The sequence below is a fragment of the Cohnella lupini genome, assembly GCF_003386205.1.
GTDB lineage: Bacteria > Bacillota > Bacilli > Paenibacillales > Paenibacillaceae > Cohnella > Cohnella lupini.
Genome location: NZ_QRDY01000001.1, coordinates 695,129 through 720,175, shown reverse-complemented (window position 1 = coordinate 720,175; position 25,047 = coordinate 695,129). Strand labels below are relative to the sequence as shown.

General features: G+C 46.0%; 35 protein-coding genes and 1 pseudogene. 4 read left to right on the top strand and 32 right to left on the bottom strand.

All coding sequences use genetic code 11. From position 1 onward, the window contains the following. Positions 1-13: 13 nt before the first annotated feature. The 10 genes from DFP95_RS03525 to DFP95_RS03480 all read right to left on the bottom strand — a co-directional run bounded on the left by DFP95_RS03525 (position 14) and on the right by DFP95_RS03480 (position 8,137). On the bottom strand, positions 14-532 hold the full coding sequence (locus tag DFP95_RS03525) for a DinB family protein (protein WP_425453233.1): 519 nt from the start codon (positions 530-532) through the stop codon (positions 14-16). Positions 533-647: 115 nt separating this feature from the next. Further along, positions 648-1,526, bottom strand: a complete 879-nt coding sequence (locus DFP95_RS03520; protein ID WP_115991153.1) for a radical SAM/SPASM domain-containing protein — start codon at positions 1,524-1,526, stop codon at positions 648-650. 77 nt (positions 1,527-1,603) lie between these two features. Further along, positions 1,604-2,107, bottom strand: coding sequence for a metallophosphoesterase family protein (locus DFP95_RS03515; protein ID WP_115991152.1), 504 nt, complete (start codon positions 2,105-2,107; stop codon positions 1,604-1,606). A 37-nt stretch (positions 2,108-2,144) separates the two neighbouring features. Next, complete coding sequence (locus DFP95_RS03510) at positions 2,145-3,668, bottom strand: DHA2 family efflux MFS transporter permease subunit (RefSeq protein ID WP_115991151.1); 1,524 nt, start codon at positions 3,666-3,668, stop codon at positions 2,145-2,147. A gap of 1 nt (position 3,669) precedes the next feature. Next, entirely contained in the window at positions 3,670-4,206 is a 537-nt protein-coding gene (locus DFP95_RS03505; protein WP_115991150.1) for a PadR family transcriptional regulator, read from the bottom strand. Between the two features lie 210 nt (positions 4,207-4,416). Continuing rightward, a complete protein-coding gene (locus DFP95_RS03500) occupies positions 4,417-4,755 on the bottom strand; it encodes a YrdB family protein (RefSeq protein ID WP_181907223.1) in 339 nt (112 codons plus the stop codon). A 155-nt stretch (positions 4,756-4,910) separates the two neighbouring features. Further along, a complete protein-coding gene (locus DFP95_RS03495) occupies positions 4,911-5,906 on the bottom strand; it encodes an LLM class flavin-dependent oxidoreductase (protein WP_115991148.1) in 996 nt (331 codons plus the stop codon). A 77-nt stretch (positions 5,907-5,983) separates the two neighbouring features. Next, positions 5,984-6,916, bottom strand: coding sequence for a manganese-dependent inorganic pyrophosphatase (locus DFP95_RS03490; RefSeq protein ID WP_115991147.1), 933 nt, complete (start codon positions 6,914-6,916; stop codon positions 5,984-5,986). 105 nt (positions 6,917-7,021) lie between these two features. After that, positions 7,022-7,537, bottom strand: coding sequence for a methylated-DNA--[protein]-cysteine S-methyltransferase (locus tag DFP95_RS03485; RefSeq protein WP_115991146.1), 516 nt, complete (start codon positions 7,535-7,537; stop codon positions 7,022-7,024). 18 nt (positions 7,538-7,555) lie between these two features. Continuing rightward, a complete protein-coding gene (locus DFP95_RS03480; protein ID WP_115991145.1) occupies positions 7,556-8,137 on the bottom strand; it encodes a bifunctional transcriptional activator/DNA repair enzyme AdaA in 582 nt (193 codons plus the stop codon). 145 nt (positions 8,138-8,282) lie between these two features. Between DFP95_RS03480 and DFP95_RS03475 the strand changes: the two genes are divergently transcribed. Further along, positions 8,283-9,188 (top strand): DNA-3-methyladenine glycosylase family protein, encoded by a 906-nt coding sequence (locus tag DFP95_RS03475; protein ID WP_115991144.1) that lies wholly within the window; start codon positions 8,283-8,285, stop codon positions 9,186-9,188. Positions 9,189-9,666: 478 nt separating this feature from the next. Here the strand turns inward: DFP95_RS03475 and msrB are convergent, their stop codons facing one another. Further along, a complete protein-coding gene (msrB, locus tag DFP95_RS03470; RefSeq protein ID WP_115991143.1) occupies positions 9,667-10,638 on the bottom strand; it encodes a peptide-methionine (R)-S-oxide reductase MsrB in 972 nt (323 codons plus the stop codon). A gap of 147 nt (positions 10,639-10,785) precedes the next feature. Here msrB and DFP95_RS03465 point away from each other — a divergent pair, with 147 nt between their 5' ends. Continuing rightward, positions 10,786-11,625, top strand: a complete 840-nt coding sequence (locus DFP95_RS03465) for an alpha/beta hydrolase (protein WP_115991142.1) — start codon at positions 10,786-10,788, stop codon at positions 11,623-11,625. 88 nt (positions 11,626-11,713) lie between these two features. On the opposite strand, the gene DFP95_RS03460 is transcribed toward DFP95_RS03465, so the two are convergent. The 4 genes from DFP95_RS03460 to DFP95_RS03445 form a co-directional block, all read right to left on the bottom strand. Beyond that, positions 11,714-13,276, bottom strand: coding sequence for a family 10 glycosylhydrolase (locus tag DFP95_RS03460; RefSeq protein ID WP_115991141.1), 1,563 nt, complete (start codon positions 13,274-13,276; stop codon positions 11,714-11,716). A gap of 119 nt (positions 13,277-13,395) precedes the next feature. Beyond that, positions 13,396-13,875, bottom strand: a complete 480-nt coding sequence (locus tag DFP95_RS03455; RefSeq protein WP_115991140.1) for a hypothetical protein — start codon at positions 13,873-13,875, stop codon at positions 13,396-13,398. A gap of 114 nt (positions 13,876-13,989) precedes the next feature. Continuing rightward, positions 13,990-14,502, bottom strand: a complete 513-nt coding sequence (locus DFP95_RS03450; protein WP_115991139.1) for a hypothetical protein — start codon at positions 14,500-14,502, stop codon at positions 13,990-13,992. A 228-nt stretch (positions 14,503-14,730) separates the two neighbouring features. After that, on the bottom strand, positions 14,731-15,222 hold the full coding sequence (locus tag DFP95_RS03445) for a DinB family protein (protein WP_115991138.1): 492 nt from the start codon (positions 15,220-15,222) through the stop codon (positions 14,731-14,733). A gap of 179 nt (positions 15,223-15,401) precedes the next feature. Here DFP95_RS03445 and DFP95_RS03440 point away from each other — a divergent pair, with 179 nt between their 5' ends. Next, positions 15,402-15,968 carry a CGNR zinc finger domain-containing protein gene (locus tag DFP95_RS03440; RefSeq protein WP_115991137.1) on the top strand — a complete coding sequence of 189 codons (567 nt, stop codon included), beginning with the start codon at positions 15,402-15,404 and terminating at the stop codon, positions 15,966-15,968. 52 nt (positions 15,969-16,020) lie between these two features. Here the strand turns inward: DFP95_RS03440 and DFP95_RS03435 are convergent, their stop codons facing one another. The 10 genes and pseudogenes from DFP95_RS03435 to DFP95_RS03385 form a co-directional block, all read right to left on the bottom strand. Then, on the bottom strand, positions 16,021-16,554 hold the full coding sequence (locus DFP95_RS03435; RefSeq protein ID WP_115991136.1) for a DUF1697 domain-containing protein: 534 nt from the start codon (positions 16,552-16,554) through the stop codon (positions 16,021-16,023). A 43-nt stretch (positions 16,555-16,597) separates the two neighbouring features. After that, positions 16,598-16,948, bottom strand: coding sequence for a VOC family protein (locus DFP95_RS03430; RefSeq protein ID WP_115991135.1), 351 nt, complete (start codon positions 16,946-16,948; stop codon positions 16,598-16,600). Positions 16,949-17,043: 95 nt separating this feature from the next. Next, complete coding sequence (locus tag DFP95_RS03425; protein ID WP_115991134.1) at positions 17,044-17,304, bottom strand: hypothetical protein; 261 nt, start codon at positions 17,302-17,304, stop codon at positions 17,044-17,046. Between the two features lie 30 nt (positions 17,305-17,334). Then, complete coding sequence (locus DFP95_RS03420; protein ID WP_115991133.1) at positions 17,335-17,625, bottom strand: hypothetical protein; 291 nt, start codon at positions 17,623-17,625, stop codon at positions 17,335-17,337. 18 nt (positions 17,626-17,643) lie between these two features. Then, entirely contained in the window at positions 17,644-17,868 is a 225-nt protein-coding gene (locus tag DFP95_RS03415) for a hypothetical protein (protein WP_115991132.1), read from the bottom strand. Positions 17,869-17,924: 56 nt separating this feature from the next. Beyond that, positions 17,925-18,371 (bottom strand): GNAT family N-acetyltransferase, encoded by a 447-nt coding sequence (locus tag DFP95_RS03410; RefSeq protein WP_115991131.1) that lies wholly within the window; start codon positions 18,369-18,371, stop codon positions 17,925-17,927. A 23-nt stretch (positions 18,372-18,394) separates the two neighbouring features. Continuing rightward, on the bottom strand, positions 18,395-18,919 hold the full coding sequence (locus DFP95_RS03405) for a DUF6886 family protein (RefSeq protein WP_115991130.1): 525 nt from the start codon (positions 18,917-18,919) through the stop codon (positions 18,395-18,397). Between the two features lie 28 nt (positions 18,920-18,947). Then, a pseudogene (locus DFP95_RS03400) lies at positions 18,948-19,493 on the bottom strand (GrpB family protein). Between the two features lie 257 nt (positions 19,494-19,750). Next, positions 19,751-20,290 (bottom strand): hypothetical protein, encoded by a 540-nt coding sequence (locus DFP95_RS03390; RefSeq protein ID WP_115991128.1) that lies wholly within the window; start codon positions 20,288-20,290, stop codon positions 19,751-19,753. 27 nt (positions 20,291-20,317) lie between these two features. Next, positions 20,318-20,719, bottom strand: a complete 402-nt coding sequence (locus DFP95_RS03385; RefSeq protein WP_115991127.1) for a YhfM domain-containing protein — start codon at positions 20,717-20,719, stop codon at positions 20,318-20,320. A 124-nt stretch (positions 20,720-20,843) separates the two neighbouring features. Here DFP95_RS03385 and DFP95_RS03380 point away from each other — a divergent pair, with 124 nt between their 5' ends. Then, positions 20,844-21,272, top strand: a complete 429-nt coding sequence (locus tag DFP95_RS03380) for a PH domain-containing protein (protein ID WP_115991126.1) — start codon at positions 20,844-20,846, stop codon at positions 21,270-21,272. Positions 21,273-21,323: 51 nt separating this feature from the next. On the opposite strand, the gene DFP95_RS03375 is transcribed toward DFP95_RS03380, so the two are convergent. The 7 genes from DFP95_RS03375 to DFP95_RS03345 all read right to left on the bottom strand — a co-directional run bounded on the left by DFP95_RS03375 (position 21,324) and on the right by DFP95_RS03345 (position 25,038). Then, positions 21,324-21,605: a hypothetical protein gene (locus DFP95_RS03375; protein WP_115991125.1), complete on the bottom strand. Its 282-nt coding sequence runs from the start codon at positions 21,603-21,605 to the stop codon at positions 21,324-21,326. 29 nt (positions 21,606-21,634) lie between these two features. Further along, positions 21,635-21,865 carry a hypothetical protein gene (locus DFP95_RS03370; protein WP_115991124.1) on the bottom strand — a complete coding sequence of 77 codons (231 nt, stop codon included), beginning with the start codon at positions 21,863-21,865 and terminating at the stop codon, positions 21,635-21,637. A gap of 218 nt (positions 21,866-22,083) precedes the next feature. Continuing rightward, on the bottom strand, positions 22,084-22,611 hold the full coding sequence (locus tag DFP95_RS03365) for a DinB family protein (RefSeq protein WP_425453224.1): 528 nt from the start codon (positions 22,609-22,611) through the stop codon (positions 22,084-22,086). A gap of 19 nt (positions 22,612-22,630) precedes the next feature. Then, the gene (locus DFP95_RS03360; RefSeq protein ID WP_115991123.1) at positions 22,631-22,957 is read right to left on the bottom strand and encodes a hypothetical protein; all 327 of its coding nucleotides are present in this window, start codon (positions 22,955-22,957) and stop codon (positions 22,631-22,633) included. A gap of 221 nt (positions 22,958-23,178) precedes the next feature. Beyond that, the gene (locus DFP95_RS03355) at positions 23,179-24,057 is read right to left on the bottom strand and encodes a class I SAM-dependent methyltransferase (protein ID WP_115991122.1); all 879 of its coding nucleotides are present in this window, start codon (positions 24,055-24,057) and stop codon (positions 23,179-23,181) included. Continuing rightward, complete coding sequence (locus DFP95_RS03350) at positions 24,050-24,577, bottom strand: AAA family ATPase (RefSeq protein WP_115991121.1); 528 nt, start codon at positions 24,575-24,577, stop codon at positions 24,050-24,052. The genes DFP95_RS03355 and DFP95_RS03350 overlap by 8 nt, the downstream gene beginning before the upstream one ends. A gap of 38 nt (positions 24,578-24,615) precedes the next feature. Then, positions 24,616-25,038, bottom strand: a complete 423-nt coding sequence (locus DFP95_RS03345; protein WP_115991120.1) for a hypothetical protein — start codon at positions 25,036-25,038, stop codon at positions 24,616-24,618. Positions 25,039-25,047 lie beyond the last annotated feature (9 nt).

Sequence of the window (25,047 nt, the reverse complement as noted above, 5' to 3'; positions counted from 1 at the left end):
TATGTACTTAGGTTTATCGAACAATGTACCTTTCCTTGACGATATTAAGGTGATGAAGCTCATGGCCGGCAATGATGTAAGCCAATGCCTTCACGCTCATTTCGTTATCGTTCGCTATCCCTCTGCGCGACCACGCTTCCTCGGATAATCCGCGAAGAAGCGTCAGCGTGGACCGCCTTACGGAAATATAATCCTCGATGATCTCGGTCAAGCTAAGCGAATCGAACGACACTCCCTTCATGAATTCATCTTGGTCGTATCCCGCGAGCGGAGTGCGATCCCCCCTGGCGAATCTAAGCAGTCGATAGGCCATCACTCTTTCGTTGTCGTTAATATGGCCCAGAACTTCCTTTAAACTCCATTTGTCCGGCGCGTACCGATAATTTCCTCTATCCTCGGGAATGTCGGATAACAATTCGGAAGTCGTCTTCAATACGTCGGCAAGAAACTCGACGATATTGCCGGTAGGAACCAACCCGATATACTGTTCATAATAAGTACCGTATTCCTCTTGCCGCGGTCGGTCGTTAATCGTCATCGTCCACTCATCCTCTACCGTTTTTAATCAAATCATAGCACTTGAAGCAGGCGCTTGGCTCGGGACTTTTGGTCTATCAACAAAAAAAACCGCGTTTCCGCGGTTAGGATCAAGCGTTGAATCTTTGGCGATAGCCGCATTTCCTGCACAATTCTTCGACGACCTCTCTGCGAGAAAAACCATCGTACAGCTTGGTGGCGCGTTCGCCTTCGATGATTTCCGAGAACGGAGTCTTATTGATGTTGCCCAGATTGATGACGCCTTCTCCGTCCAAGCAGCAAGGGATGACGGTTCCGTCGACCAGCACGCCCGCTTGGTTGCGAAGCGCGTGGCAGAAGCCTTTACTCTCGTCTTCCTTCTCCTTGAGATCCGGCCATACGAACTCTTCCTCGTGGTTCAGGAAGATTCGGTCAGCAAGCTTGATGCCTTTGCCCCGAACGAATCGCTCCTCGATCTTGAAATCGAGGTCGAAAGCCTGCTCGAGCTTCTCCAGAATCTCCCTGTTGCGGTCGTTCTGCACGTTGGTCTCGTTATCGGGAGTGAGATTCCACAATCGCAAGGAAATCAAGATATCGGATGTCGCGACCGCTTCCTTGGCAAAGTCCAAGACGCTGGAAACATATCCTTCCTTATCCACGGAACCTTCATGCCCGTCGAAGCTGTGAAGCGAGAAGTTGATCTGTCTCAACGCGGGCTTTCCGAGGATTTTGGACTTGGCTTTGTGCAGAAGCGTTCCGTTTGAGGTCAAATTAACCTTGAACCCTTTCTCGTGGCTGATGTCGAGCAGCTCGTCGAGCTTAGGATGAAGCATCGGTTCGCCTTTCACGTGAAAATAAATATATTCGGCATGACCTTTGATCTGATCCAGCGTATTCGTGAAGGCGTCGACTTTAATGAAATTCGACGTTCTCTTAGTCGGCGGGCAGAAGCTGCATGCCAGATTGCAGACGCTCGTTATCTCGATGTAGAACTTCTTAAATGTCTTCAAGGCTCGGGGCTCCAATCGGTCGATCCAATAGAATAATTGCCCTTATTATAACATAAGCGGAACATCCCCATCTCATCCTATGTTTTGTCGCCATAGAAGATGTGCTTTGCTTGAAGCTCCCCGCGCGTTATATTGAATATTCCGAAGGAGTATAGCGGCTGACGACGCTTGTCGGTCGGAGATCCGGGATTAAAAACGAGCATTCCTTCGAGACGACGAAGGACGGGAACATGCGAATGTCCGTAGACGATCGCATCCAGCTTCACGTTCTTAAAGGCTTCGATAGCGTGGGATTCCGTCGCCAGCCTTTTGGCGCCATGGCCGTGGACGATTCCGATTCTGACTCCCTCAAGAACAAGCTGCTTGCGCAAGCCGAAACGGCGAACGATATCTTCGCCGTCGTTGTTTCCGGCCACGCCGTAAGTCGGAGCATATGCCGCCAGACTTTCGTAGACCGATTGCTTCGTCCAATCGCCCGCATGGATAATCGCATCCGCGTTCGATAGCTCGCTTAATAGCCTCTCGGGCAGCTTCTTGCTCATTCTGGGCATATGCGTATCGGATACGACCACGATTTTCATCCGCAACCGACCTCGATTCTGTCGAAATTGAGTTCATTTACATATGCGCGGCACCGGATTTCGCCTGTTTAGCGGCCTCCAGCTTGCCAGCTCCGACGAACATCGCGGTAATTAAACCTATGGAGCCGGCGACTATGCTGATGATGAATCCGTGATTGATCGCCGTGCCGAGTGAATCCCGCAGAAACTCGCGGATCTGGGGATCGATCTGGTCGGCGGCACGCATTAACAGCTCCGGATTGGCTAATGTGCTAATTTTATCGGCAGGGATTCCGGCTTCGCCCGCTCCGTCTCGTATTAAGGTATGCAGATTGTTATTCACGATAGTCGCCATAATCGATGCGCCCATTACTCCGCCTATACTACGCCAGAAACCGACGATGGACGAGCTTACGCCCATGTACTTGAGATCGACGTTAGCCGCGATCGAGCTTTGCGCCACGCTCATGAGCGGACCGACCGCTCCGAAGCCGAGCAGAATCATGAGCAAGATCATGTAACCGCTTGACGCATCGCTGCCGACCGCCGTCAGCAGAATGGACACGACGATCGTCATCAGCATGCTGAAGAGCATCAACGTCCGGAAGGCGAACTTGGATTGCAGGAATCCGAACAGGATAGCTCCCGCGATCAAGGAGGCCATCATCGGAGTCAACACTCCGTTGGAATTATCATGTCCTAAGACCCCGACCGTGAAGCTTGGCAGGTACGTGATGGCGGAGAACATGAGCACGCCTTGGCAGAAGCAAATGATGCTCGTTCCGAGAACCATCTTGTTCTTGAAAATATTCAGCGGAAGCACGGGCTCCGACGCCCGGCGTTCAACCAAAACAAACAAAGTTCCGACCACGGCCGCTAACGCGAACAATCCGATTTCCTGCCAAGAGCTCCAGGCGTAGGTTTTACCGCCCCATTCCAAGGCAAGCATAAGAGAAACGGTCGAAACGATCAAGAATACCGTTCCCAAGTAATCGACCTTCGGCTTATGCTCGGAACGCGTTTCCTTCAAGGCGATCATGAGAATCAGCATGGATGCCAGACCGATGGGCACGTTAACGTAGAAGTTCCATCTCCACCCTAAGTGCTCGGCGATGTAGCTGCCCAATTGCGGTCCCGCAACGGACGACAGACCGAAGATGGCCCCGAATACTCCCGACATCTTCGCCGCGTCCTTCGGATCGTTGAATATCGTATAGATGATCGTGAAGCTGATCGGAAACAACGCTCCGGAACCGATTCCTTGCACGACGCGGAACCAGATAAGCTGATCGACGTTCTGGGCAACTCCGCACAATGCCGAGCCGATTAGGAACATTCCGATTCCGATCATGTAGAACCGTTTTCTCCCGAACAAGTCGGACATCTTGCCGAATACCAGCATCGTGCTCGTTGCCGCCAGCATATAGGCCGTGAATACCCAGCTTACCTTATCGAAAACGTTAAAGTCTTCGCTTAGTTTGTTGATGCACGAAGCCACGATCGTATTATCCAGCGAAGACATGAGCAACCCGAGCGCCATCGCGACGATGATTAATCCTCTTCTCGAACCCGTTCCGGCCATTCTATATCCTCTCCTCTTGATCCAATTGTTCCATTCGCTCCAAGCCTTCGGCGATCGCTTCCAGCTTCGCCTCGTAAGACTTAATCCCGAGCTGGATGCAGATGACTTGCGTCGGATGCATCTCATGCTTATGCATCGAGTAACGTTCGTTTAATGCTTGTAGCTGCTTAAGACCCTCCGTTTGAACCTGCTTCAACCAAGCGATGACGCGGTCCGTTCCGACGTATTTACCGAAAAACAACCGCACGAGCAAATCCGACTTCACGGAATCCAGCTCCAACGGGCTGTACATGTAACTGTTGAACTGTTCCTTTCCTTGATCCGTGAGCGTATAGACGTTCTTGTTCGGCTTACCGTCCTGAACCACGTTTTCCTTCGTCAGAAGTCCATCCTTCTCCATCTTGTTAAGCATTGGATAGATCGTTCCATAACTGGAGCTATAGAAGTAAGAGAACAGATTCTCCAGTAGTTGCTTGATTTCATAACCCGTCATCGATCGTCTCATGAGCATTCCTAGAATAACGTCTTGACTGTTCACGGCGGCGTCTCCTTTTGCTGTCTGTTGAGATCTCTTGTTTAATATATCAGTTCGTTATATATCGAGTCAATATATAAAAGAAAAAGAAAGCCCACCGCTTTCGCGATGGACTTATTCGTGCCTCAATTCGTTCCCCGCCATTCGTTTAACATTTACGACAGATTGTTATCATTTTTCGATTCTTGCTTCTTTACGTTTTCTACTTTGCATTTATAACTTCACCGTATAGACGATTAACATCTCAATCAGAACCACCGCGGCGAAAATATAAGCTATCTCCCTCTGGCCGCTAGCGTACAACGCTGCGGCAGCAAAGAAGAATACGGCAGATTGAATCATGATTTTGGCGGGAATCGGTACCGGGTACTTGGCTTTCGGCGAGATGTACGTTCCCCACATGACGGCGACCAACAGCGGCGTACCGATGCCGAGAACCACCTGAATCCCCCATCCCCAGTCGAGATTAAACCACCAATAACCGTAACTGAACAACGCGAATAATTCCATCAAGAAGAAAATCAACCAAACAACCGATCGAAAAAAGATCACTGAATCACCCTCTTCCATAAACTAATATCATTAGTGTCAATATAGCTAATGATATTAGTTTACGCAATGACTGTTTATACTGCTCACGAGATAACAAAAAATAGACCGGTAATTCCTCCGCGCGGGCTGGAATTATCGGTCTTCTTCATGCTGTTTTATATGCCGAAAGCCTCGGCTACATACCGGTAAGACAAGACGCGTTTCTCGAAATCATGAATATGGGAGACGATCATCAGCTCATCCAGATGTACTCTCTCCGCATATCGCTTTAGCCCCTCTTTTACTTGCCCCGGAGTGCCTATGAACCTGCGCGATCGCATCTGATCGATCATCTGGAGCTCCATCGAGGAATACGGGTATGAAGCCGCGGTCTCAACCGACGGGAGGAAGCCGATTTCCTGTCCGCTTAACAGCTTAAGGAAAAACAACTCGTTGCTCTTGGCCAACTGGCGCGCTTCCTCCTCCGTCTCGCCGCAGATGACCATGACCGCAGCCAACGAATGAGGCTTGCTCAGGGTTTGGGAAGGACGGAAATACGAGTGGTAGTGCTGAAGCGCTTCATCCCCGGCAGCTCCGAAAAACTGCGCGAAAGCATAAGCGGTTCCAAGCTCGGCCGCAATCTTGGCGCTTCCGTCGCTAGAGCCGAGCAACCACAACTCCGGTTCGGTTTCCGTCTCGGGGAACGCCCGCAATCCGGAAAACCGGTGGTCGGCGGGACTCTCGTCCCGCAAGTAATCCCTTAGATCCATAACCTGCTGCGGATACAGGTCGATGTCCACCCGCTTGTGCTCCTGCAACGCGCGCGAAGCGATCGGGAAGCCGCCAGGAGCGCGCCCTAATCCCACGTCGATTCTCCCAGGGTGCAAAGCTTCAAGCAGCTTGAAGTTCTCCGCAACCTTATAGGAGCTGTAGTGGGGGAGCATGATTCCGCCAGACCCGACCCTGATGGATTCCGTATGGGCCGCGATATGAGCGATGAGAACCTCGGGACTTGACGACGCTAACGCTTGGGAGCCGTGGTGCTCGGAAACCCAGAAGCGATGGTAACCCATCTTCTCGGTTTCTTGGGCAAGTTTGACCGTTTCGTTCAAAGCGTCTCTAACGGTTCTTCCTTCATTGACATGCGAATGATCGAGCACGCTTAATTTCATAGGTTGTCTGAAGCCTCCTCCATCCCGTCGCGTCTTATGCAAAAAAGCCCGCAACGTTCGCGGGCCTTTAACTAGGATTAACGTTTATTGAAAATATCAGTCAGAACGGGTACGATTTGCGATTTACGCGAAACGACGCCTTTCATGACGGCTTGATTGTTGTTCAACTTCACGCCGTAAGCTTGCTCGACGGCATCGGCCGCTTTACCTAACGCAAGGCCGACCGAATCGTTGTTCAGAATGTCCGTTACGACGAACAGGAACAGATCGAGTCCTTTTTCGTTGATGATGTTCGTAAGCGCGTCTTCGAGCTCGGCTTGCTTGGACAGGACGTCGTTGACGTCTACCGCGTTCACTTGCGCGATTTCAACTTTGGCGCTGCCCATTTGGAATTCTTTCGCATCCAGGGAGATCAGCTGCGCGATTGTTTTGTCGCTAAGATCGGCGCCTGCTTTGAGCATGTCCAATCCGTACGTTTGAGCGTCGACGCCGGCGATTTCGGCAAGTTCCTTGGCCGCGGCGACGTCTTGAGCCGTGCAAGTCGGAGATTTGAATAATAAGGAATCGGAGATGATCGCGGACAGCATCAACCCGGCAATATCTTTAGGGATGGACTTCCCGTTTTCTTTGTACAGCTTGTTAAGGATGGTAGCCGTGCAACCGACCGGCTCGGCACGGTAATAGAGCGGAGCGCTCGTCTCGAAATTCGCAATACGGTGATGGTCGATAACTTCCAGCACGGTTACTTGATCAATGTCGGATACGCTTTGTTGGCGCTCGTTGTGGTCGACGAGAATAACGCCTTTTACTTCGTTGGCAACCGTCTCGACGAGACGCGGAGCTTGAACACCGAATTTATCCAGCGCGAATTGCGTTTCGCCGCTCACGGAGCCCAGTCGAACCGCTTCGACTTCTTCTCCGAGCTGCTGTTTCAAATCTGCATAGGCAATAGCGGAACAAATCGTATCCGTATCCGGATTTTTGTGACCGAAGATCAATACTTTGCTCATTTTCTTGCTCCTCATCTCTTATTTTGGCGAGAAAATTATACCGCAAAAGAATAGGCATTAGCAAGAAAATCGGGTAAGTTAGTTGGGTATTCCCGAGATCATTTCTCAACCTCTGGCAGCCGAACCCTCAAGCCGAAGCAGTTGTTCCTTCATCGGGAGTCCGCCGCGATAGCCGGCAAGCCCGCCGTTCTTGCCGACGATTCGATGGCAGGGTCCGACGATGAGCAACGGGTTTCTTCCGATTGCGGTTCCGACGGCTCGTACGGCTTTCGGCCGATCGAGAGCCGAAGCGATATCCTGGTAGCTCGCCGTCCGTCCATAAGGGATTCGGTTCATCGCTTCCCACACGGATTGTTGGAACGGGGTTCCGCGCAAATCCAAAGATACGCTAAACGAAGTCCGTTCACCCGATAAATATTCCGTTAGCTGTTCCGCGAAAGGTCTCATTGCTTCTTCATCCTGAACCAATGGGATTCCGGCAAAGTGCTTGCCCGCCCATGCCTCGAATACGTCATAGGGCTCGTTCCATGCGCCGACGTAACATAAGCCTTCGTCGGTAGCCGCAATCACGAGACGCTCTTCTCCATGAACGAGATAACTCCACTCGATTTTTTTTGCCATCTTATCGACGCTCCATTCCTATTTGTCGTTCAAGCGCGGCGCAGCTTCTCTTTGGTCAGTCCTTCTTGCCGCATTGCGATATTGAGTCGGCGTGTTACCCGTCTGTCTGAGAAATTGGGTCGAAAAATGGGAAGTATTCGCGATCCCCACGGCGGAAGCAATATCCATGATCGAATGATCCGAGTTAGCCAGAAGCGTTTGAGCGTTCTTCATTCTTGTCCGGAGCAGAAATTCGGATGGCGAAATGCCGTGGATTCGCTTAAAGGTTCGTTGCAGATGATACGGACTGCCGTGGAACATATCCGCAAGCTTCCCGAGCGTCAGCTCCTCGCTGAATCGCGTCTCGATCACTTGCGCCATCTGCGCCACCCATTCCTCGTTAGGCAACCTTCCTCCATCCGGCTTGCATCTCTTGCAGGGACGAAAATTTTCCGCTACCGCTTGCATGCTGCTCTCGAATAGCCTCACGTTCGCTCTGACGGGCACTCTCGACTTGCAGGACGGCCGACAATAAATGCCCGTCGTCCTAACGCCGTAATAGAATTTGCCGTCATAGTCGGGGTCGCTGAGGACGATCGCCCTCCAGGCTTCATCGTTCATCGGTATCACCTCTGGCCTTTAGTATACCTCCAACTCCCGTCTCGCGTTAGCTTTTCGGAATGAAAGCGCAAGATTACCAAAGTCCGTTCGGACGATTTGTGATACAACTAATGTAGAGACAGTCGGTAAAAGGAGTGCACGATCTATGAATTTGGTTTCAATTATTCGAATTCCGGTGCCTAAGGAATTCGACTTCTCCGTCAATTTGGATTATTTAGCGAGATCGCCGAACGAATGCTTATATAGGATTAAAGACGGCAAGCTTTACAAAAGCATTCCCGTAGGGAGTGAGACCCCTTTATTCGAGGTATCCGGCGACGAGACCGGTTACCTCGTCGTGCGCTCTATGGACGGCGATATCGATTGGAACGAGGAGATTTCGGGTGCGATTACCGCATACGTGAGAGAGTGGTTCGATCTGGACAACGATCTTACTCCCTTCTATGACTTATCCCGGACGGACGATATCTTGAACGGAGTCGTCCATCGCTTGTACGGGCTTCGCAATATGGGAATCCCGGATTTATTCGAAGCTTTATGCTGGGGAATAATCGGGCAACAGATCAACCTCGCGTTCGCATATACGCTTAAACGGCGTTTCGTGGAGTCCTTCGGCAGGAAGGTTGGCCATGGCGACTTCGCTTGTTGGTTATTCCCGACCCCGCAGGATATCGCGTCGTTATCGGTTAGCGATATCGCAGACTTGAAGATGACGACTAAGAAGTCTGAATACCTCATCGGAGTCGCCCGATTGCTCGTAGATGGGGAGATCAGCAAAGACAAACTATTGAAAGCCGCGAGCTTCAAAGACGCGGAAAAAATGCTGGTAGCTATTCGCGGGATCGGACCTTGGACGGCGAACTATGTGCTGATGAGATGCTTGCGTTACCCCGCTGCGTTCCCGATCGACGACGTTGGATTGCATAACGCAATTAAATCGGTGCTGGAGATGGACAAGAAGCCTACCGTTGCGCATATTCGCGAATTATCCGCCGGCTGGGCGAACTGGGAAGCCTATGCGACGTTCTATCTTTGGCGCGTGCTATATTGAGCTATATTCGAGCTTGATTGATCGTCAGTAAGAAAACCGGCTTCTCCGTCAGTCATTTCGACATTAAAGCTTGCCGTGCCATACGATTTGATCAAAAGCGAGCTGTCAAAGGTGAAATCAAATTAATTAGAATGGTAATCATCGTTATTGGATGTTTTAAGCATGTTTCTAGTTAAAGTAGATTGAAGAACATCACAATTGATCTAAATTATGAAGAGAAATGGACAAACGGAGACCAATTAGAATAAAAAACATCTTTATCCAGTCTAATTCTTGATCGTTATTCAACAATACAATGAAAAACATCGTATTAGAATTTGATCGTTCCGATAAAACGTCTCCGCCGGTTTTGGAACATTAATAAACGCAAATCGAGCTATATAGCGAGTATAATGGTCAAACATTGTTATACTTTCTGAAGGAGAACGCAAAGACGCGAGCCGGCTGCAAGCAACCGATTCGCGTCTTTTACCGTCAATTATTCTACTTCGATAAGCGGCAAATATCTTCCGTAGCCTTCTTGCTCCAACCGATCCTTCGGAATGAACCGGAGCGCGGCCGAATTAATGCAATAGCGCAATCCGCCGGGCATCGGTCCGTCATCGAACACATGTCCGAGATGCGAATCCGCTTCGCGGCTTCTGACTTCGACGCGCGACATTCCATGCGAGAAGTCTTGATGTTCGTTGACGTTACCGCCATGAAGCGGCTTCGAGAAGCTCGGCCAACCGCAGCCGGCATCGAACTGGTCCTTGGAGCTGAACAGAGGCTCGCCGGACACGATGTCCACGTATAAACCCTGCTCCGTATTGTTATAGTACTCATTGCGGAAAGGAGGCTCCGTGCCTTTGTTCTGCGTGACTTCGAATTGCATCGGCGTCAGCTTCTTGCGGAGCTCTTCCTTGTCCTTGGGCGTATTCCAACTCTGCTGAAGAAAGGCATCTCTTCCCGAGCCTTGGCGATAATACTTGTATCTTAAAGGGTTCTTATGGTGATAACCTTGATGATAATCTTCGGCCGGATAGAAGACGCTTGCCGGCTCGATCGTCACCACGATCGGCTTATCGAATCTTCCGCTCTTCTGCAATTGTTCCTTGGAAGCTAACGCTTCCTTATGCTGCTCTTCGTCGTGGTAAAATATCGCGGGACGATACGACGAGCCCCTATCGTGGAATTGTCCGCCCGCATCCGTCGGATCGACGGAACGCCAGAAAATATCGAGCAGCTTGCCATATGGGAAAATCTCGGGATCGTAGCTGATCTGAACGGCTTCCGCATGCCCTGTCGTCTCCGAACAAACCTCTTCGTATGTGGGATTAACCGTATGCCCGCCCGTGTATCCCGATACGATTCCGTGTATGCCCGGCAATTCCTCGAACGGAGTTACCATGCACCAGAAGCATCCGCCGGCAAAAGTAGCTGATCGCAAGCTTTGTTGATTGTTTTCCATATCGTTCCTCCTCCTTGAACCATTAGGCAAACTTACTCTTTCTATTGTAAACAAAATTCGTTCCCTATTCCAATCGCTATCGTTTATGATGGGTGTAACGGCTTCGTTCGTTCCCATATCGACAGATCTGCAAGGAGGACTCTTGGCATGATTAGCAACAGCATGAAGTGGATTACGGCGGATGGAACATCGATGCATGCCTACGAGTGGTCTCCGGAACCCTCGGTCGAGGTGAAGGCTGTCATTGGTCTCGTGCACGGAATGGGAGAGCATGCGGCAAGATATTCCCATGTTGCGGAGATGCTTATCGAAGAAGGGTATGCTATGATCGGATTCGATCAAAGAGGTCATGGACTTACGACAGGTAAACGCGGCCACACTCCTACTTATGAGAGCCTGCTTGAGGGCATCGATCTGCTCCTTGCGGAAGCCGAGCGCAAATACCCCGGCATCCCTCTATTCTTATACGGGCACAGCATGGGCGGAAACGTCACTCTGAACTACTTGCTCAGAAAACAACCCGACATCGCAGGTGCCATCGTCACTGGACCTTGGTTGAGGCTCGCATTCAAGCCGCCAACGTTGCAAGCGGTTATCGGCAAAATCGTCGAGCAATTCTACCCGGCATTTACGAACAATCGCCCTCTCAACTCGGGGAATTTAACGACGGACCCGGCCATGATCGAACGTTACTTAAACGACGAGCTTGGACACGGACAAATTACGGCCAGATTTTTCTTCAGCGTACAAGGCGCGGGCAAATGGGCCTTATCGAATGCCGCCCAATTGAAAGTGCCTCTGTTGCTCATGCACGGAGGCGATGATAAGGTCACGTCCATTCACGCCAGCAAACAGTTCGCGGATCGAACGAGCGCCTTGGCCGAATGGCGGGAATGGCCGGACTTCAAGCATGAGTTGCATAACGAAACCCGGCGGGAAGAAGTATTCGCGGTCATGCGGCAATGGTTGGAGATGAAGCTGAAGTAGTTAGCAATAAAAAATAAACCCCTGAATGATTTCCCTCGACAGCCTTGTCGGGAGATAGATTCAGGGGTTTTCGCGCGATGTCGTTAAATCATTTTACTTGGTAATAACTTTGAAGCAATGGAATAAGTCCGAGCGGATTACGTCGAAGATCCTTGGCACTGAAAAACAGATCACCCTTCACCTCGAAATAATTGGTATTGAATTTAAGCTGATCGATGATTTCTTCCGGCTTGCTCCAGCCTATTTCCGGAGTCCCGAGCTTGTAAGGCGCGTGCCCGATATAGAGATCAACGTTCGTTCCCCTAACTTCGTTCGCCCACCAATCGACCAGCTTGTCGTATCTGGCTATCTCCAAAGTCATGCTCCAATAAATCTGCGGAACGACGTAATCGATCCAGTCTTGTTTAATCCATGTGCGTACGTCGGCATACATGCTGTCATAGGCACTGACGCTTGCTTTCGTATCCGATCCGGAGAAATCCTTCGAGAGATTGCGCCATACGCCGAACGGACTGATTCCGAACCGAACCTGCGGTTTGGCCGAATGGATCGCCACTCCCAACTGCTCCACGAATTGATTGATATTATCGCGCCGCCAATCGGCTTTGTCCAAGATGTTCTTCTCGTTATAGGCGAGATAAGTAGGATCATCCGCGAAGACGCCGTCTGACGGATAGAAATAATCGTCCAGGTGAACGCCGTCGATTTCGTAGTTATCGACGACTTCCATAATGACATCGATAATATGCTGTCTCGCTGCCGGTATTCCCGGATTGATATACATCTTGGAGCCGGATTGCACGATCCATTCCGGATGGGTTACCGCGACGTGGTTAGGCGCGAAATCAGCTATTCCCTTCTCGCCCGTATTCGCCCTGAAGGGATTGAACCAGGCATGAAACTCCATTCCGCGCCTGTGCGTTTCCTCGATCATGAACGCCAACGGATCGTAATCCGGTTGTTGTCCTTGTTTGCCAGTCAAGTATTTTGACCATGGCACCAACTTCGAAGGGTAGAAGCTATCCGCGGCAGGACGAACCTGGACGAATACGGTGTTCATGCCCATGGCCTGAAGTTCATCCAGCATTTGAACGTATTCCTGCTTCTGTTGTTCCGAATTTCCATAAGATTTGTCAGATGGCCAGTCCAAATTGTATACGGTCGAAACCCAAGCACCTTTCAACGCGTTATCCGACAGTCCTCCCAAAGTCTGAAGTTTGATCGTTTGGGCGGACTGATACCAAGTGACGTTCAGCTTCATCTGTTTGCTCACGAATCGCAAGGGAACCATAACGCGACCGTTTATCGCCTGTACGGTTGCATCCAGATCTACGCGTTCCCCGTTCACTAAAGCAAACTTCTGGCCGATGGTCATGTTCAGCACCAGCTCGGTCTTCGTAATCGTGGCAGTCTTCGTGCTCTGCTTCCAAGATACTCCCGCTCCGAGGTTTTTGCTGATTACGCTTAGAGGCACCATCGTGATGTTCGCTTTAGGAATAATATACGGCGGTACGTCCGAATCGATCTTGTTTCCGTCTAGATAGATGCTGATAGAAGCGGGCTTAGCGGCATAAGAGATAGATGTTCCGAGCAGGGTCACGCATAGGGCTATCGACAATAAAATAACCCAAGTTCGATGCAAAAGCTTCATATCAATAAATCCTCCAGAGGTTATTCTCCTCGCATGGCCGCGAGGCGTTGTATGGTTAGACGCCTTAGAGGATCATTTGTTGCAGGTCGCGGTGCAATTAGGTCATTCATCCATCCAAATTAATAAGCGCTAATGCTTGTTTGCCCATGTTGATAATGCTCCTGCAATATTTTTACGATATCCGCCTTTACCTTCCTTTTCTTCAGCATGACGAAGTTCTTATGTCCGCTCTTCGTAACGAATTCAATCTCGATCCATCTCTTCTCGCTAACGATATAATGACTTATATCATCCTTCGGAATGAACCGGTAACCAACCTTGAACCCTAGACTACCCAAGTAGTTTTTCTCGAATATAAAGTAAAATGGAATAAATATGGCGCCGCTTAGCAATATGGCTATCCAATAATGGTTATTGAAAAGCGGGATAACGAAATAATTAAACGTAGAGAACAGGAGAGACCCGAGCAACATAACTTTGATGTTCACTCCCTCGGCGAAAGACGCAAGAATTTCACCGCATTTTTTCTTCGAACGAAACGCTCTAAAGGCATAGTAGAAGAGAATCGATATTAAAGTACCGCAAATTAACCATTCCATGTTTTCACTTCCTATCCTTTTTTCAAATAAAATCCCTATATTACCCATTATAACTGGTTATAAATAAAAGCCAACACCCCAGGTTTCAGGCGTTGGCTTATTTATGTGCACATATTATGGAATATATTGTTGCGTGATCTTGACGATAATGCCGTTCTCGACCGTCAGATGATATGGGAATTGTTTCATGTCCATTTCGGAATCATCCGCGAACAAGGATAAGAATTTGTCGGCGGTAATCTTCTCGTTCCATACGATATCCGCTTCTTCGATATTTCCTGTTCGATTATATAATTGCATGAACACTTTCGCGTCGTCCGCGATCTCAAGCTTCGTAAGTTTCGTATCGTCGTTAACGATGTAATAACCGTCCGGCGTTTCGGTCATCTCCGGGTCTTGCTCTCTCTCCCGGAATACCTTATTGGCTTCTTCGCCTTCGTACCAATCTATGAAATCGGCGTCGATATAGGTTTTACCGTTCTCTTGATAGATTCTATCGACGTAAGCGGCACGAGTATCCGAATCTCTCGGAACAGGCGAATAATCGGTCGTATTGGCTTTAATAAATCCGAGAGACATGAACCCGAATAATACGGCGGCGAAGCTGATTAGCATTTTGTTTAACATAACCGCATTCTCTCCTTCAGGGGCCGCTACGGCAGCCTTCACTTTCCATTTAGCCATTAGACGAAAGGGCTAAACAGAAAGTTTCATGCTTTCGGCACATTCATTAATTAATTTTAATGTTCCTCTTGGCAATAAATCCCTATAGAACAACTTATTGCGTCTCGAGTGATTTTAGTCTGCGTGGCTTTGATCTCTTTGCTAAAATTTCGTTAAGCTTGGCGCCTTCCTTTACTCGAAGGACCGACGGGAAGGCCACGAACCTTGAAGCTTGCGAAGGAATACGATCTGTCCGGTGTGATAAGCGCCATGCAGAATCAGACTATGAATCCAAGAACCAATCGGTGTACGGGGGATTTTCTCTTCTAAACGCGTTTCCTTCATGTTCGAAATGATTTCCCGGATTCCGATATGAACCGCTCTAAGCTTAGCCAAGGCTTTCCGCCAATCTTCCTCGGAAGTAGATGGCACCCTGAAAGTATCATCGTTCGTTAGGCCCGGCGGATATTCGCTTTCCTCTCCGGTCAAACGCTTAAGTAATCGTTCCTTGTAATAAGTCAGATGATTGACGGATTCCCAAATCGTGTTTACATGCTCCCCCGCCGGTCGCCAGACGGCTTGCTCGGAAGTAACGCCATCTAATGCGTCCTTTAACGGTGGATACCAATCTTCCTTCTCGTAGATGGCGTCCCAGCCTTGCATCAATAATTCGAGTTTAGTCATACGTCTGCCTCCTTTAATTTGGTAACTATCAATTTTAGTTTAAATGGTTACGAAAGTAATTTATCACGAGTATCTAGTCAGGTCAAGTAACTAGCAAAACAATATTACAGGTGTTACAATGAGAAAACGCACACTAGAAGCCATTTGCTGATCGTGACTATAGATAAGGGGTCATAACAATGCTGTGGGACGACTTTTTGAATAGCTTGCATCATGACTGGCGAGGTGACGGAACCGCTGACGACCGATTAGACAATTCGGAATGGTTGAATCAATGGGTGAACGCCCACCGGCTTATCGTTGACCAGTCGCCTTCTCCAGAAGAACTAGAATCCCTCAAGCGATTACGAAGTTTTCTGCATCGCATGGTGCAAGCTTTCGTAGATCATCAATCGCCAAGCCCCGAAGATCTCGTTGCATTGAACAATATTATGGGCAAGGGAGCGGTCATCCGCCAACTATCCAGCAAAGACGGGAGCTACGAGTTAAGCTATGCCCCGGTCGAACGTCACTGGAAGCAAATCGAAGCCGAGATCGCCGCTTCCTTCGCGCGTTTGCTGACTGAAGGAGAAGCCTCGCGTATTCGAATCTGCGATAACCCGAGTTGCCTCTGGGTTTACTATGATGATACCCGTAACCGTTCCAAACGATATTGCGACGACAAGATGTGCGGCAATCTGATGAAGGTTCGCCGTTTCCGTGCACGTAAAAAAGCCGAGTCGGGCTTACCCGCAGAAGAGCGGTAACCCGGTACTCGGTTTCGGTTTATTAACAATGTACTATTATTGCCTGTTCCGTTTATTCCTTACCCATACTGATTAATTTATTAACCGTTGCCCAATTTCTGGTCGTAGCCTTTACTTTCAGCTTCGATTCCAAAAAGTTGTTCGAGAACTTGGAAGTGCCATAGCTCTTGTGGATCAGAATGTAGACTTCACGATCGACGATGGTGAATTCGTCTACCTCGTTCTTGAATGAATAGCAACGATCAATAGCTTCGGCAGATGGATTCTCCGCTAAGAAGGTGACGTAGAGCGAATCCGTTTCCGCTAAATCGGTTACACGGTAAGGAGTATCGGAGACGACCTCTTCGAGCTCCTTAACCGTTCTGAGTACGACCGTAACCTGGAAAAAGGACTTCTCGATTGCCTGCTCGATCGAACGGATCAGTTGCTCGCGATCTTCCTGCGACTCGAACAAAACGTTGCCGCTCTGAATATACGTTCTTACGTTGTTTAATTTCAACGATTCGAATACTTGCCTCAATTGGTCCATCTTAATCATTTTTCCGCCGACGTTGATCCCCCGCAGTAAAGCGATATAAGTAATCAATTGTAAGCACCTCGCATTCGCATTATCCGTCTTGTCGGTTAACTCATTTATTCTGAATTAGTCCAATTCCGTTACCGACCGGATCCACTAGATACGCAAGATAAAATCCGTCGAAATCCATCTTATCCCTTACGATCTGCGCACCTGCTTCAACGGACTTGGCGATAGCCGTGTCTATGTCGTCAACTTCGATCTGGACTCTGATACCATGTGGATAGTCGTTAGGACCTTTAGATATCCCGCCGTTAATACCTGATTTCGCATCGTCGCCGGTGGTTACCGAATGATACCCCCAATTCGGTTCCGCAATCTTCCATCCGAACACGGAGGAATAGAAATTCGATGCACGTTCCGGGTCTTGACTGTTCATCTCGAACAATACGACTCTTCCCATTTTAAGTCAGCCTCCATGATTGGAATTTATATCCAAACATAGTTTACCAAACATTTGTTCGCGTGTAAATTACTTTATTTGTAAATCTAGCGCCTTCATCTCCAACGGATGTCCGTCTGGCGATATTGATTGACCATGTAAGCTGCCAATGCGACCATAACCAGGATAAGAACCGGCGTCGAGCTATAAGAATTCATTACGAGATGGAGGTTGGAATTCAATCTGGCGATACTCAATAATACGGAATACACAACTACGGTCATTAGAAACTGTTTCGAGTACTCTTCATCCAGATGATTGAATACGGCAATCAAAGAGAAAATAAAGCAAACGAAAAAGATAAGATAGATGAGCATCTCTAGCTCCCTTCACAATGCACGGTTACCTCAAGGCCCAGTTCCGCTTGTCGTGACGTACCAGCCTAACCGATTTTTCTTCACGTAAACAAAAGACAATTCGGCCTTACTGACATAATACAAATCCCCGTAGCGAGGATCGTCATCGATTTTCCCTTTATCAACCTTTGCCGAAACCGCGTGTATCGGATGGGAAACCAATAGACTCTTTCTTACTGCGAGTTCCGGAGTTAAGGATGGGAAGAATAAGAAGTAAACCACCAACGCAAAGATGAGAATATAATAGAACGGCGTTTTATTTTTGCGAAGCCAATTCCGCATTCAAATCCCCATCCCCATTCACTTCTCGTTTCCGTGCTTGAAATTGCCCGTGACCTTCGCCATTATTAATTGCGCTTCTTTGAAGCTAGCCAATTGAATCTTGGCTATGAATTTATCGCTGGCTTTGCCCGCGAGTGTCATGATCTGCTTCCCTTGCCAACTGATAAACACCTTCTGATCCTTAGTGACTCTGTACGTAAAAATCTCTTCTTCGAATTTATTCTTCTTATCCGTGTTACTCATACGGTTAGCCTCGCCTTCAAAGGATATGCCATTTCCTCTATGAACTTAAGCCCAACTCAACTGTATATCAACCGTTTCTTAAATCCTGCATGTTCGTCTGAATATCCGATCGATCTATAGAAATCATGAGCTTGCGACCAACTATTCCCGGATACAAGCATAATATAATTGCAATCGTTTTGAAGGCCGAATTCCTCGACTGCTTCCATTAACGACTTACCTATCCCCATTCCTCTATATCCGGGAGCAACGACAACATTTTCTACGACGAGAAACGGTTTGCAATTCCCGACCAAATCCATACATTTTATCGCCATCGATGTTCCGATGACCTTTTCCTTATCGTCACAGGCTACCGCTATATAATAGTCCGAATTTGTTGAAATGAGGTCTAATTGCTTCTTCATTGCCGTTAAATTGGATTCTGCGTCAATAAACTCGACAAACAAATCCGAAAGTCCGGCTAGATGATGTTCTTCCGCCTTGCGAATAGAATGGAGCATTCAATACCAGCCTCCTTGAGCTCTCAATCGACGGATTCCAAAGGGAGAGCATTCCTAAATCTGATGATGGAGAATTTAGTTATCGTAGATGTGAGTATTGCGTCTCTAAGCGGCCACAGATTTGGCGTAAATCTCAATTCGACTCCGAGCGAAATAATCGTACCGATCAGATCATCTATTCGTTCGATTGATATCGGTTTTACGGTTTGTTTGGCAATATAGTATCCCGCATTCCGATCCAGCAGTTCAAATCCAAACGGATCAAAGCCATATTTATAAATCCCAGTGTTTCTGATTCGTTCATACCAACTGTTCTCGACTGCGATAATCGTTTGAGATAGAGTGTGCTCGAAAAATAATTTGCGGTCGTCGTCATTTACCTCTGGCGACAGCGAATATACGATCCTCGGGCAGTCTCTCGGGAACAGATAATTGATGATGTGATCTTCATCCATCGCCCAGACGACTGGGGACAAATGCGGAAGACTTCCGGACTCCCTCGGAACAAATTGCTCGATATCAGGTTCTTCGCTTATGTGATAAAGCAAATAGTCACCTTCTATTCTTTAAGACTTCTCAACAATCCGATATTCCCGGCTTCCAGCCGGAAATCTGACTCCATACATTGGCTTTTTGCATGATATGCCATACCATTTCGGTCTTTCCTTCAACATAGGCGATTCTTTGATCTCTGTACTTCTTTGCTAGATCTATTTTAACTTGGGCGTAATCATTTCTTTCGATCTCATGAGTTCTCAAATAATCCCTGAATAGCAAATTAAATTGTTCGGACCAGCTTCCATGTTCTCTGACATGAATGTGCGTTCTACTCATTCCTTACGTCTCTCGAAAATACCTCTTTGTAAGGTCATCATTTTCCGGTCGATAACGGTACCCTAGTTCTTCAAGAGCAGTCTTTACGGAATCTATTTCGTCAAAACGGACTATAGAAATCTGAATGTCCAGTACCGGTTTGGCAGCCAATCCGGGAACGGCCGTTGAACCGATATGATCGATTCTTATCGCTGACTGTCCTATGACTTGTCTCATACGGCCGCCAAGTCGAGTAAAAGCTTCCGGCCATTCCTCGTTATAGGGTTCAATGATTACTGGATCTTTCATCGCTATCTATTGACTCCTTAGGGATGCTTCGGATCGCTTCAGTCGTCCTTTTTCAGCTTTGTGCCAATGTCGATGACGTTGTTGGATGGCGGATTCAAATCTCTTAATTTCTGATTGATATCGTCCAATGATCGTTGAATAGACTCCATTCTTTTGTTCCCCGAATATTGATTTCCTATTATTCCAGCTAATCCGGCAATTAATATAATAATAAAAAACAGCATATTAACACGCTCCTTATTCGTCTCATTTTTCGTTCAGTTCAAGTCATTTTTAATTTCTTCGATGCTTTTCTTGGCTCGGTTATTTAGCGACTTTTTATCAGTTAGATTATAGTTAGCTAATTCGTGTCCCGGATCGACGATCAGCGGCTTAATCATGATGTCCTCCAGAATGATCGCAGCTGCTTTATAAGCTTTATGAACGAGTTCGATTGCGATTTCCTTCTTCATCTTTTTGACTATTTCGACGATACGTTCGGCATACATTAATTTCACGATGCTGTCAGAGCTCATGAGATGTCTGGAGACAAAAGAAACCACGTTCTCGAGTATGGCTTTATCTTTATAACTACTTGCAAGTTGCGCTAGATTGTCTGCCGCCGTCCAGTCTCTTATCGATAATTCCTTAGTATACTTCTCGACCAGTTCCTCGAACCATTGCTTCTCCAATGGTTGCTGCACGTCGAACTGCTTATATTCTTCCAAAACCCCTTCACGGTACATTTGAAAAGTGTTTCCATGATATAAAATGAATAGCTCTTTGGCCCGCTCGAATTGATCCATACGATTGTTCACCGCTTCACTCTCATATTGAACTATACTTCACTCTAACAGATCTCTTATTTCATTCGCGTTTTTCACCGGGATTTCATAACCCTGATTTGTATTCGCTTGGTCAACCAGCAAGGCGTTATTGGATCTATTGGAACCTAACGATAAATGATATTTTTTGTTCGTTTTATCCGACATCTCTAAGGTCATATCGAATTCAGCAACGTAGTTTAGTTCGCCTTGTAATTCGACTTTACTGTCTAATGCAACTTCAAAAACTTGAATGGACCGAGGATCGCTGAAGGATTTGTTCCCACACGATTGATTAGACTTTGATTGAGGACACTCCAGTGTAATGGATGCTATTGAAGACTTCGGTGCTTTCTTGCCTTCACTACAGCCGGTAGTTATTACAAGCAACAGAATCATCAATGGGATTATTCTTATTACCATTTTACCCCTCCTTTTCACTTCCGTTACAGTTCCATATAAAGGATAATTAATATTATTAGCGAAATGTATTAGTGAGATAGGGAATAGTCTTAATTAAACGCTAATATATCAGGGGGAATTCGAAATGGCTAGCTTTCTAAGCGGAATGTTTGGTAATTATTCCGAAGTATCTGTACAGGAACTAACGACTCAATATGGCTCATATCTTATGCCGCAAGAGAAAATTCAGATGGGTTTCAGACTAATCCGCGATACGTTTATGTTTACCGAGGATAGGTTGATTCTCATTGATCATCAAGGCGTCACCGGCAAGAAGACAAGAGTCGCCTCGATTCACCTTGATTCTATTTATGAGGTTAAGATGGAGACGGGAGGCACCGGATTCGATGACAGTGAAATAACGATTCATTACATCACTTCGCCCTTTCACAAAACGAATAATGTTCAGACAACGACTTATAAGTTTGAATTCGGCAAGAAGTTTAACGTCCAACCGATTTACGTAGCCCTTGTAACAGTCGCGCATCATAATCAGAAGCGATTAAACGCCTAACCGATATTTTCTAATGGCCACCTCACAGAAGTGGCTTTTATTTATCGGACTTTACCGTTTCCTTAATTGCTTGGCAAGCAACAATCTCGTTACATAATAAATTCCGCTAATTACAACAGCGCCGCCTACAGCGTAAATCGAATCCATTTTATTAATTTCTCCAAATGATACGGTAGCTGTATGGTTTAATTGATCAGTGTTTACATAGCTGCTGAGAATGTCTGGCACATCGTTTTTAGTACGGATATATCCGCCAACAACCTTCCAGATTACCGATCCTACGAAAATCAATATCCCAAACAATACAGATTCAATAGCATATCTAATCCTCATTATAGTTCATCCCTTCATGGTCCCGTTCTTCACTTAAAAATACTAATTCCAATGAAGAAGAGAACCGCTACGATAATCACTGTGAAGAAGAAATAACCGAAGTATCTAACCGGAGCAGGCATGGCTTGGAAATCGATCTTCCTTATGGGGCCGCCGGCTTCGATTTTTTGGTATCCGGCTAATAAATTGTCGACATTAGCGTCGTTTGGAACTATAGGTTTGTCGGGTTGCGTTTCGTGAACCTTAGTAAACTTGTCCATTCGGGTCACCTCTTAATTGGTAGTATAACCCAAACTTTCTAATTCTGCTCTCAAGTGAATAGAAATAAAGTCGCGACTCGAAGGGAAGAACTTTCCTAGGATTCGCGACTTACCGTTTAACTCTTTTTATATTTTTCAATGCATTCTTTGATAAAACATCATCGAACTTCAGGATAGACCTTGCCGTGTAATCAGCCCCAATAGTTACTAGACTTCTTTTATACCTTCAGTCTCTTCTTGATCAATCTGATCTGACCTCTATGATTGATTTCATCTTCAAAGACATGGAACCACATAAAATAATGATTAGCTTGTTTTTTATGCCAAAACTCCTCCTGCTTATATAACCATTCATCATCGACGGTATTGAATAATTCGCATGTTCGCTCTCTGACTTCATTTAGCTTATCCACATAATAACTTAATTCATTTCCTCTAATCTTTTCACGTCCTGCTGCACCAAGATCTAGCGCCGGCCCCCAGATCGACATCTCTTCTTCGTTCAGTTCTCTTTTCTCGAAAGTTGCCACTTGATAGGCATATTCAACTCCGGCGAAATGCAATAACAATGCGCCTATGGAATTGCTCTCGGCATCTAATAAAAAATCCAGTTGATCGACGGATAAATTTTTTGCGGACTCTAACGTTGTGTACCTTGCATAATTCATCATCGACAGCAACCGGCTGATTTGAGGCGTATAACCAGGAATGTCCGAAATAAGATAGATATTATTCATGTTTATCATGTTTTTCCCCCAGGTCGTTTTATCGGTCAAATTTCTTTATTAGCTTATTTATTTCGTCAACGATTTCACTTTCGTGCTCTAACGAGATATTTATGACAAGTAAGCCCCCGAAGACTTGCTCGGTTCTTCCTTTAATATCGTTTATTCGATCCTTAATAACGACTAATTCCGCTGAATCGCTAATCTCTTGACTTAGTAACCAAGAATGTCTGATCAGCTCCGACTTTCGTAAGGTTTCTATGTAATAATATACTTCTTCCTCCTGCCTGACTTTAATGATGTCTCCAAATGAAACTTGCTCGCTGAAGATCGGATTCTCCTCGATTAACAATGTATCAGTATCCATAATCACTACATCCAGCACTTCAATTTCACGTCTTTCTTTATCGAAGCAGAGTTGTAATGGATGAATTTCCTTAATGGGTTCCACCTACTTTGACAATTGATGTTGAATATCGTTTACTAATCAAACTTACATATATTTTCACGAAAATCCAGTAACACTGTATGCGAAATGTCTCCCAATAAGCCAGAGTTGCTACCGCAACTTTATCATATCCTCTTCCACTATCTCATAACGGTTCCAAACGATATTTTCATATTCGGAGCATAAGTTAACCATGAACTCTCACCGAATTGTTGAGATAATAATAATTCAGCTTCATATTGTTTTTCTGCTTCTTCCCCGGCCAATCCCCGCTTCTTCAAATTATCAACGGTTTCGTTATAATCACCTGGCGCTTGACCAATCCCTTCTTCCCTTAGAGAATGGTACAGTCTTTCCTTATTAAATTTCTCCATGTTCTGATCCAAAAAATTAACTCGATCACTAACTCTACAATCTATATTCTTTATTCCTAATTGGCTTAGCAGTATCGGTACATTCATTCCGACATTTCCATCCTTACCACTTTGTTTAGCATCTTCTTCAAACAATTTCTGAAGTATCCCTAAATGAATTACTTTAGATTGAGCTAATCCATCAAATCCGAAATTGGCCATATTAGCAATCCAGTGGGGCTCAAAACATATTATTTTCCCATTATTAGCTACGCTTTGAATCATCTTCTTAAGAATAGATTTTGGCTCGTCCATATGTAATAAAAAAGCATGGCACATCGCAATGTCATACTTATAGTCTATATTTAATTCTTCAACGTCCCCTACAATAAATTCAGTGTGATACGGTAGATTAGTAAATAATTCAATTGCTTTATTAATCAAGTCTTTACCTTTGTCTACCCCGGTATAGGTTGAACCTTCAGGTAACATCGGAAGCAATTTAAGACCGAGATAGCCATATCCGCAACCATAATCGATAATCTTAACGGGTTCGTTAATTTTCCAAACTCTATGTATTAGAAATTCAAGATAATCATCATTGTAATATAACCAACGCGTATTTCTGAGATAATCAATTTGATTGTCCCAATAGTAGTCAGACATAATTATGCTCCTTAACGAGTTCTACACCTATTCGAACAAGTATTTCTTCAGGTGTTAAGTGATCTGTATGTATATGATTTCTAAACATGTCCTGAGTCAAGCTTGTTATACACTTATCTATTTGTTTCGCCGGCCAAGAATGACTATCGTCTCCGCGACTTTTCAATCTCTTTAATAAAGTTTCTCGATCCGCAAGTAATGTAAAATGATTAAGTTCGATTCCATCCATCCTTAACTTATTTACGATCTCATCAAAGTAAACAGGGTTTACAAGAGTCATAGGTACAATAATGGTTCCTGGAAATTCTTTGTATATCATTTGGAGCATGGAGAAATTAAATTCCCTCCAAATAAGGTGATCTTGAAAATCATCTTTCAATATTTGTTTAGGAGAGTTTTTTCTTATGAAGTATCCAACATTCTCAGGATCATAAATAAACGAGTTAGGAATTCTTCTATTTAATTCATAAGCGATTGTCGTTTTTCCAGCTCCGAATGCGCCATTAATCCATAGAATCAATTATCCTATACCTCCTGCGATTTATCATTTCCCAATTTTCAAGGCACTTTCTTAGGCAGGCTTTCAATTAAGTTTCTAATGTATTCATAATCAATTTGACGTCCTCTAGTCTTATAGAAAAAACCTTTATACCGAATTGTATCCGATGAATTAATTGTCAGCTTTCTAATCGGCTTCCCTTTATTATTAAAGATCGTTGTTTTAAAGCTATAACCCGTATATATAAAAGCCCATTTATCTTTCTGAAATGTAATTCCGTTTAAGTTATTGATAATATGTTGAATCGCTTCTTTATCCGATATTTCTGTTTCATAACCCGAGTCACCGTTAAAAATTATAATGCTGGAGACTTTTGATGGCTCCATATTTATGATTTTATGTGGGATGTATGTAAGTCCATAGAGCATGATTAAAATGAGGGGTATTCCGATAAAAATCAGATATTTTCTATATCTTATCATCTAATCATC

Excerpts from the sequence above, each read along its gene's own strand:
- DFP95_RS03515 (WP_115991152.1), bottom strand. The coding sequence starts at position 2,107 with ATGAAAATCGTGGTCGTATCCGATACGCATATGCCCAGAATGAGCAAG.
- DFP95_RS03510 (WP_115991151.1), bottom strand. The coding sequence starts at position 3,668 with ATGGCCGGAACGGGTTCGAGAAGAGGATTAATCATCGTCGCGATGGCG.
- DFP95_RS03495 (WP_115991148.1), bottom strand. The coding sequence starts at position 5,906 with ATGAAATTAAGCGTGCTCGATCATTCGCATGTCAATGAAGGAAGAACC.
- DFP95_RS03490 (WP_115991147.1), bottom strand. The coding sequence starts at position 6,916 with ATGAGCAAAGTATTGATCTTCGGTCACAAAAATCCGGATACGGATACG.
- DFP95_RS03485 (WP_115991146.1), bottom strand. The coding sequence starts at position 7,537 with ATGGCAAAAAAAATCGAGTGGAGTTATCTCGTTCATGGAGAAGAGCGT.
- DFP95_RS03480 (WP_115991145.1), bottom strand. The coding sequence starts at position 8,137 with ATGAACGATGAAGCCTGGAGGGCGATCGTCCTCAGCGACCCCGACTAT.
- DFP95_RS03475 (WP_115991144.1), top strand. The coding sequence starts at position 8,283 with ATGAATTTGGTTTCAATTATTCGAATTCCGGTGCCTAAGGAATTCGAC.
- msrB (WP_115991143.1), bottom strand. The coding sequence starts at position 10,638 with ATGGAAAACAATCAACAAAGCTTGCGATCAGCTACTTTTGCCGGCGGA.
- DFP95_RS03465 (WP_115991142.1), top strand. The coding sequence starts at position 10,786 with ATGATTAGCAACAGCATGAAGTGGATTACGGCGGATGGAACATCGATG.
- DFP95_RS03460 (WP_115991141.1), bottom strand. The coding sequence starts at position 13,276 with ATGAAGCTTTTGCATCGAACTTGGGTTATTTTATTGTCGATAGCCCTA.
- DFP95_RS03455 (WP_115991140.1), bottom strand. The coding sequence starts at position 13,875 with ATGGAATGGTTAATTTGCGGTACTTTAATATCGATTCTCTTCTACTAT.
- DFP95_RS03450 (WP_115991139.1), bottom strand. The coding sequence starts at position 14,502 with ATGTTAAACAAAATGCTAATCAGCTTCGCCGCCGTATTATTCGGGTTC.
- DFP95_RS03445 (WP_115991138.1), bottom strand. The coding sequence starts at position 15,222 with ATGACTAAACTCGAATTATTGATGCAAGGCTGGGACGCCATCTACGAG.
- DFP95_RS03440 (WP_115991137.1), top strand. The coding sequence starts at position 15,402 with ATGCTGTGGGACGACTTTTTGAATAGCTTGCATCATGACTGGCGAGGT.
- DFP95_RS03430 (WP_115991135.1), bottom strand. The coding sequence starts at position 16,948 with ATGGGAAGAGTCGTATTGTTCGAGATGAACAGTCAAGACCCGGAACGT.
- DFP95_RS03425 (WP_115991134.1), bottom strand. The coding sequence starts at position 17,304 with ATGCTCATCTATCTTATCTTTTTCGTTTGCTTTATTTTCTCTTTGATT.
- DFP95_RS03420 (WP_115991133.1), bottom strand. The coding sequence starts at position 17,625 with ATGCGGAATTGGCTTCGCAAAAATAAAACGCCGTTCTATTATATTCTC.
- DFP95_RS03415 (WP_115991132.1), bottom strand. The coding sequence starts at position 17,868 with ATGAGTAACACGGATAAGAAGAATAAATTCGAAGAAGAGATTTTTACG.
- DFP95_RS03410 (WP_115991131.1), bottom strand. The coding sequence starts at position 18,371 with ATGCTCCATTCTATTCGCAAGGCGGAAGAACATCATCTAGCCGGACTT.
- DFP95_RS03385 (WP_115991127.1), bottom strand. The coding sequence starts at position 20,719 with ATGGTAATAAGAATAATCCCATTGATGATTCTGTTGCTTGTAATAACT.
- DFP95_RS03380 (WP_115991126.1), top strand. The coding sequence starts at position 20,844 with ATGGCTAGCTTTCTAAGCGGAATGTTTGGTAATTATTCCGAAGTATCT.
- DFP95_RS03375 (WP_115991125.1), bottom strand. The coding sequence starts at position 21,605 with ATGAGGATTAGATATGCTATTGAATCTGTATTGTTTGGGATATTGATT.
- DFP95_RS03370 (WP_115991124.1), bottom strand. The coding sequence starts at position 21,865 with ATGGACAAGTTTACTAAGGTTCACGAAACGCAACCCGACAAACCTATA.
- DFP95_RS03365 (WP_425453224.1), bottom strand. The coding sequence starts at position 22,611 with ATGATAAACATGAATAATATCTATCTTATTTCGGACATTCCTGGTTAT.
- DFP95_RS03360 (WP_115991123.1), bottom strand. The coding sequence starts at position 22,957 with ATGGATACTGATACATTGTTAATCGAGGAGAATCCGATCTTCAGCGAG.
- DFP95_RS03355 (WP_115991122.1), bottom strand. The coding sequence starts at position 24,057 with ATGTCTGACTACTATTGGGACAATCAAATTGATTATCTCAGAAATACG.
- DFP95_RS03345 (WP_115991120.1), bottom strand. The coding sequence starts at position 25,038 with ATGATAAGATATAGAAAATATCTGATTTTTATCGGAATACCCCTCATT.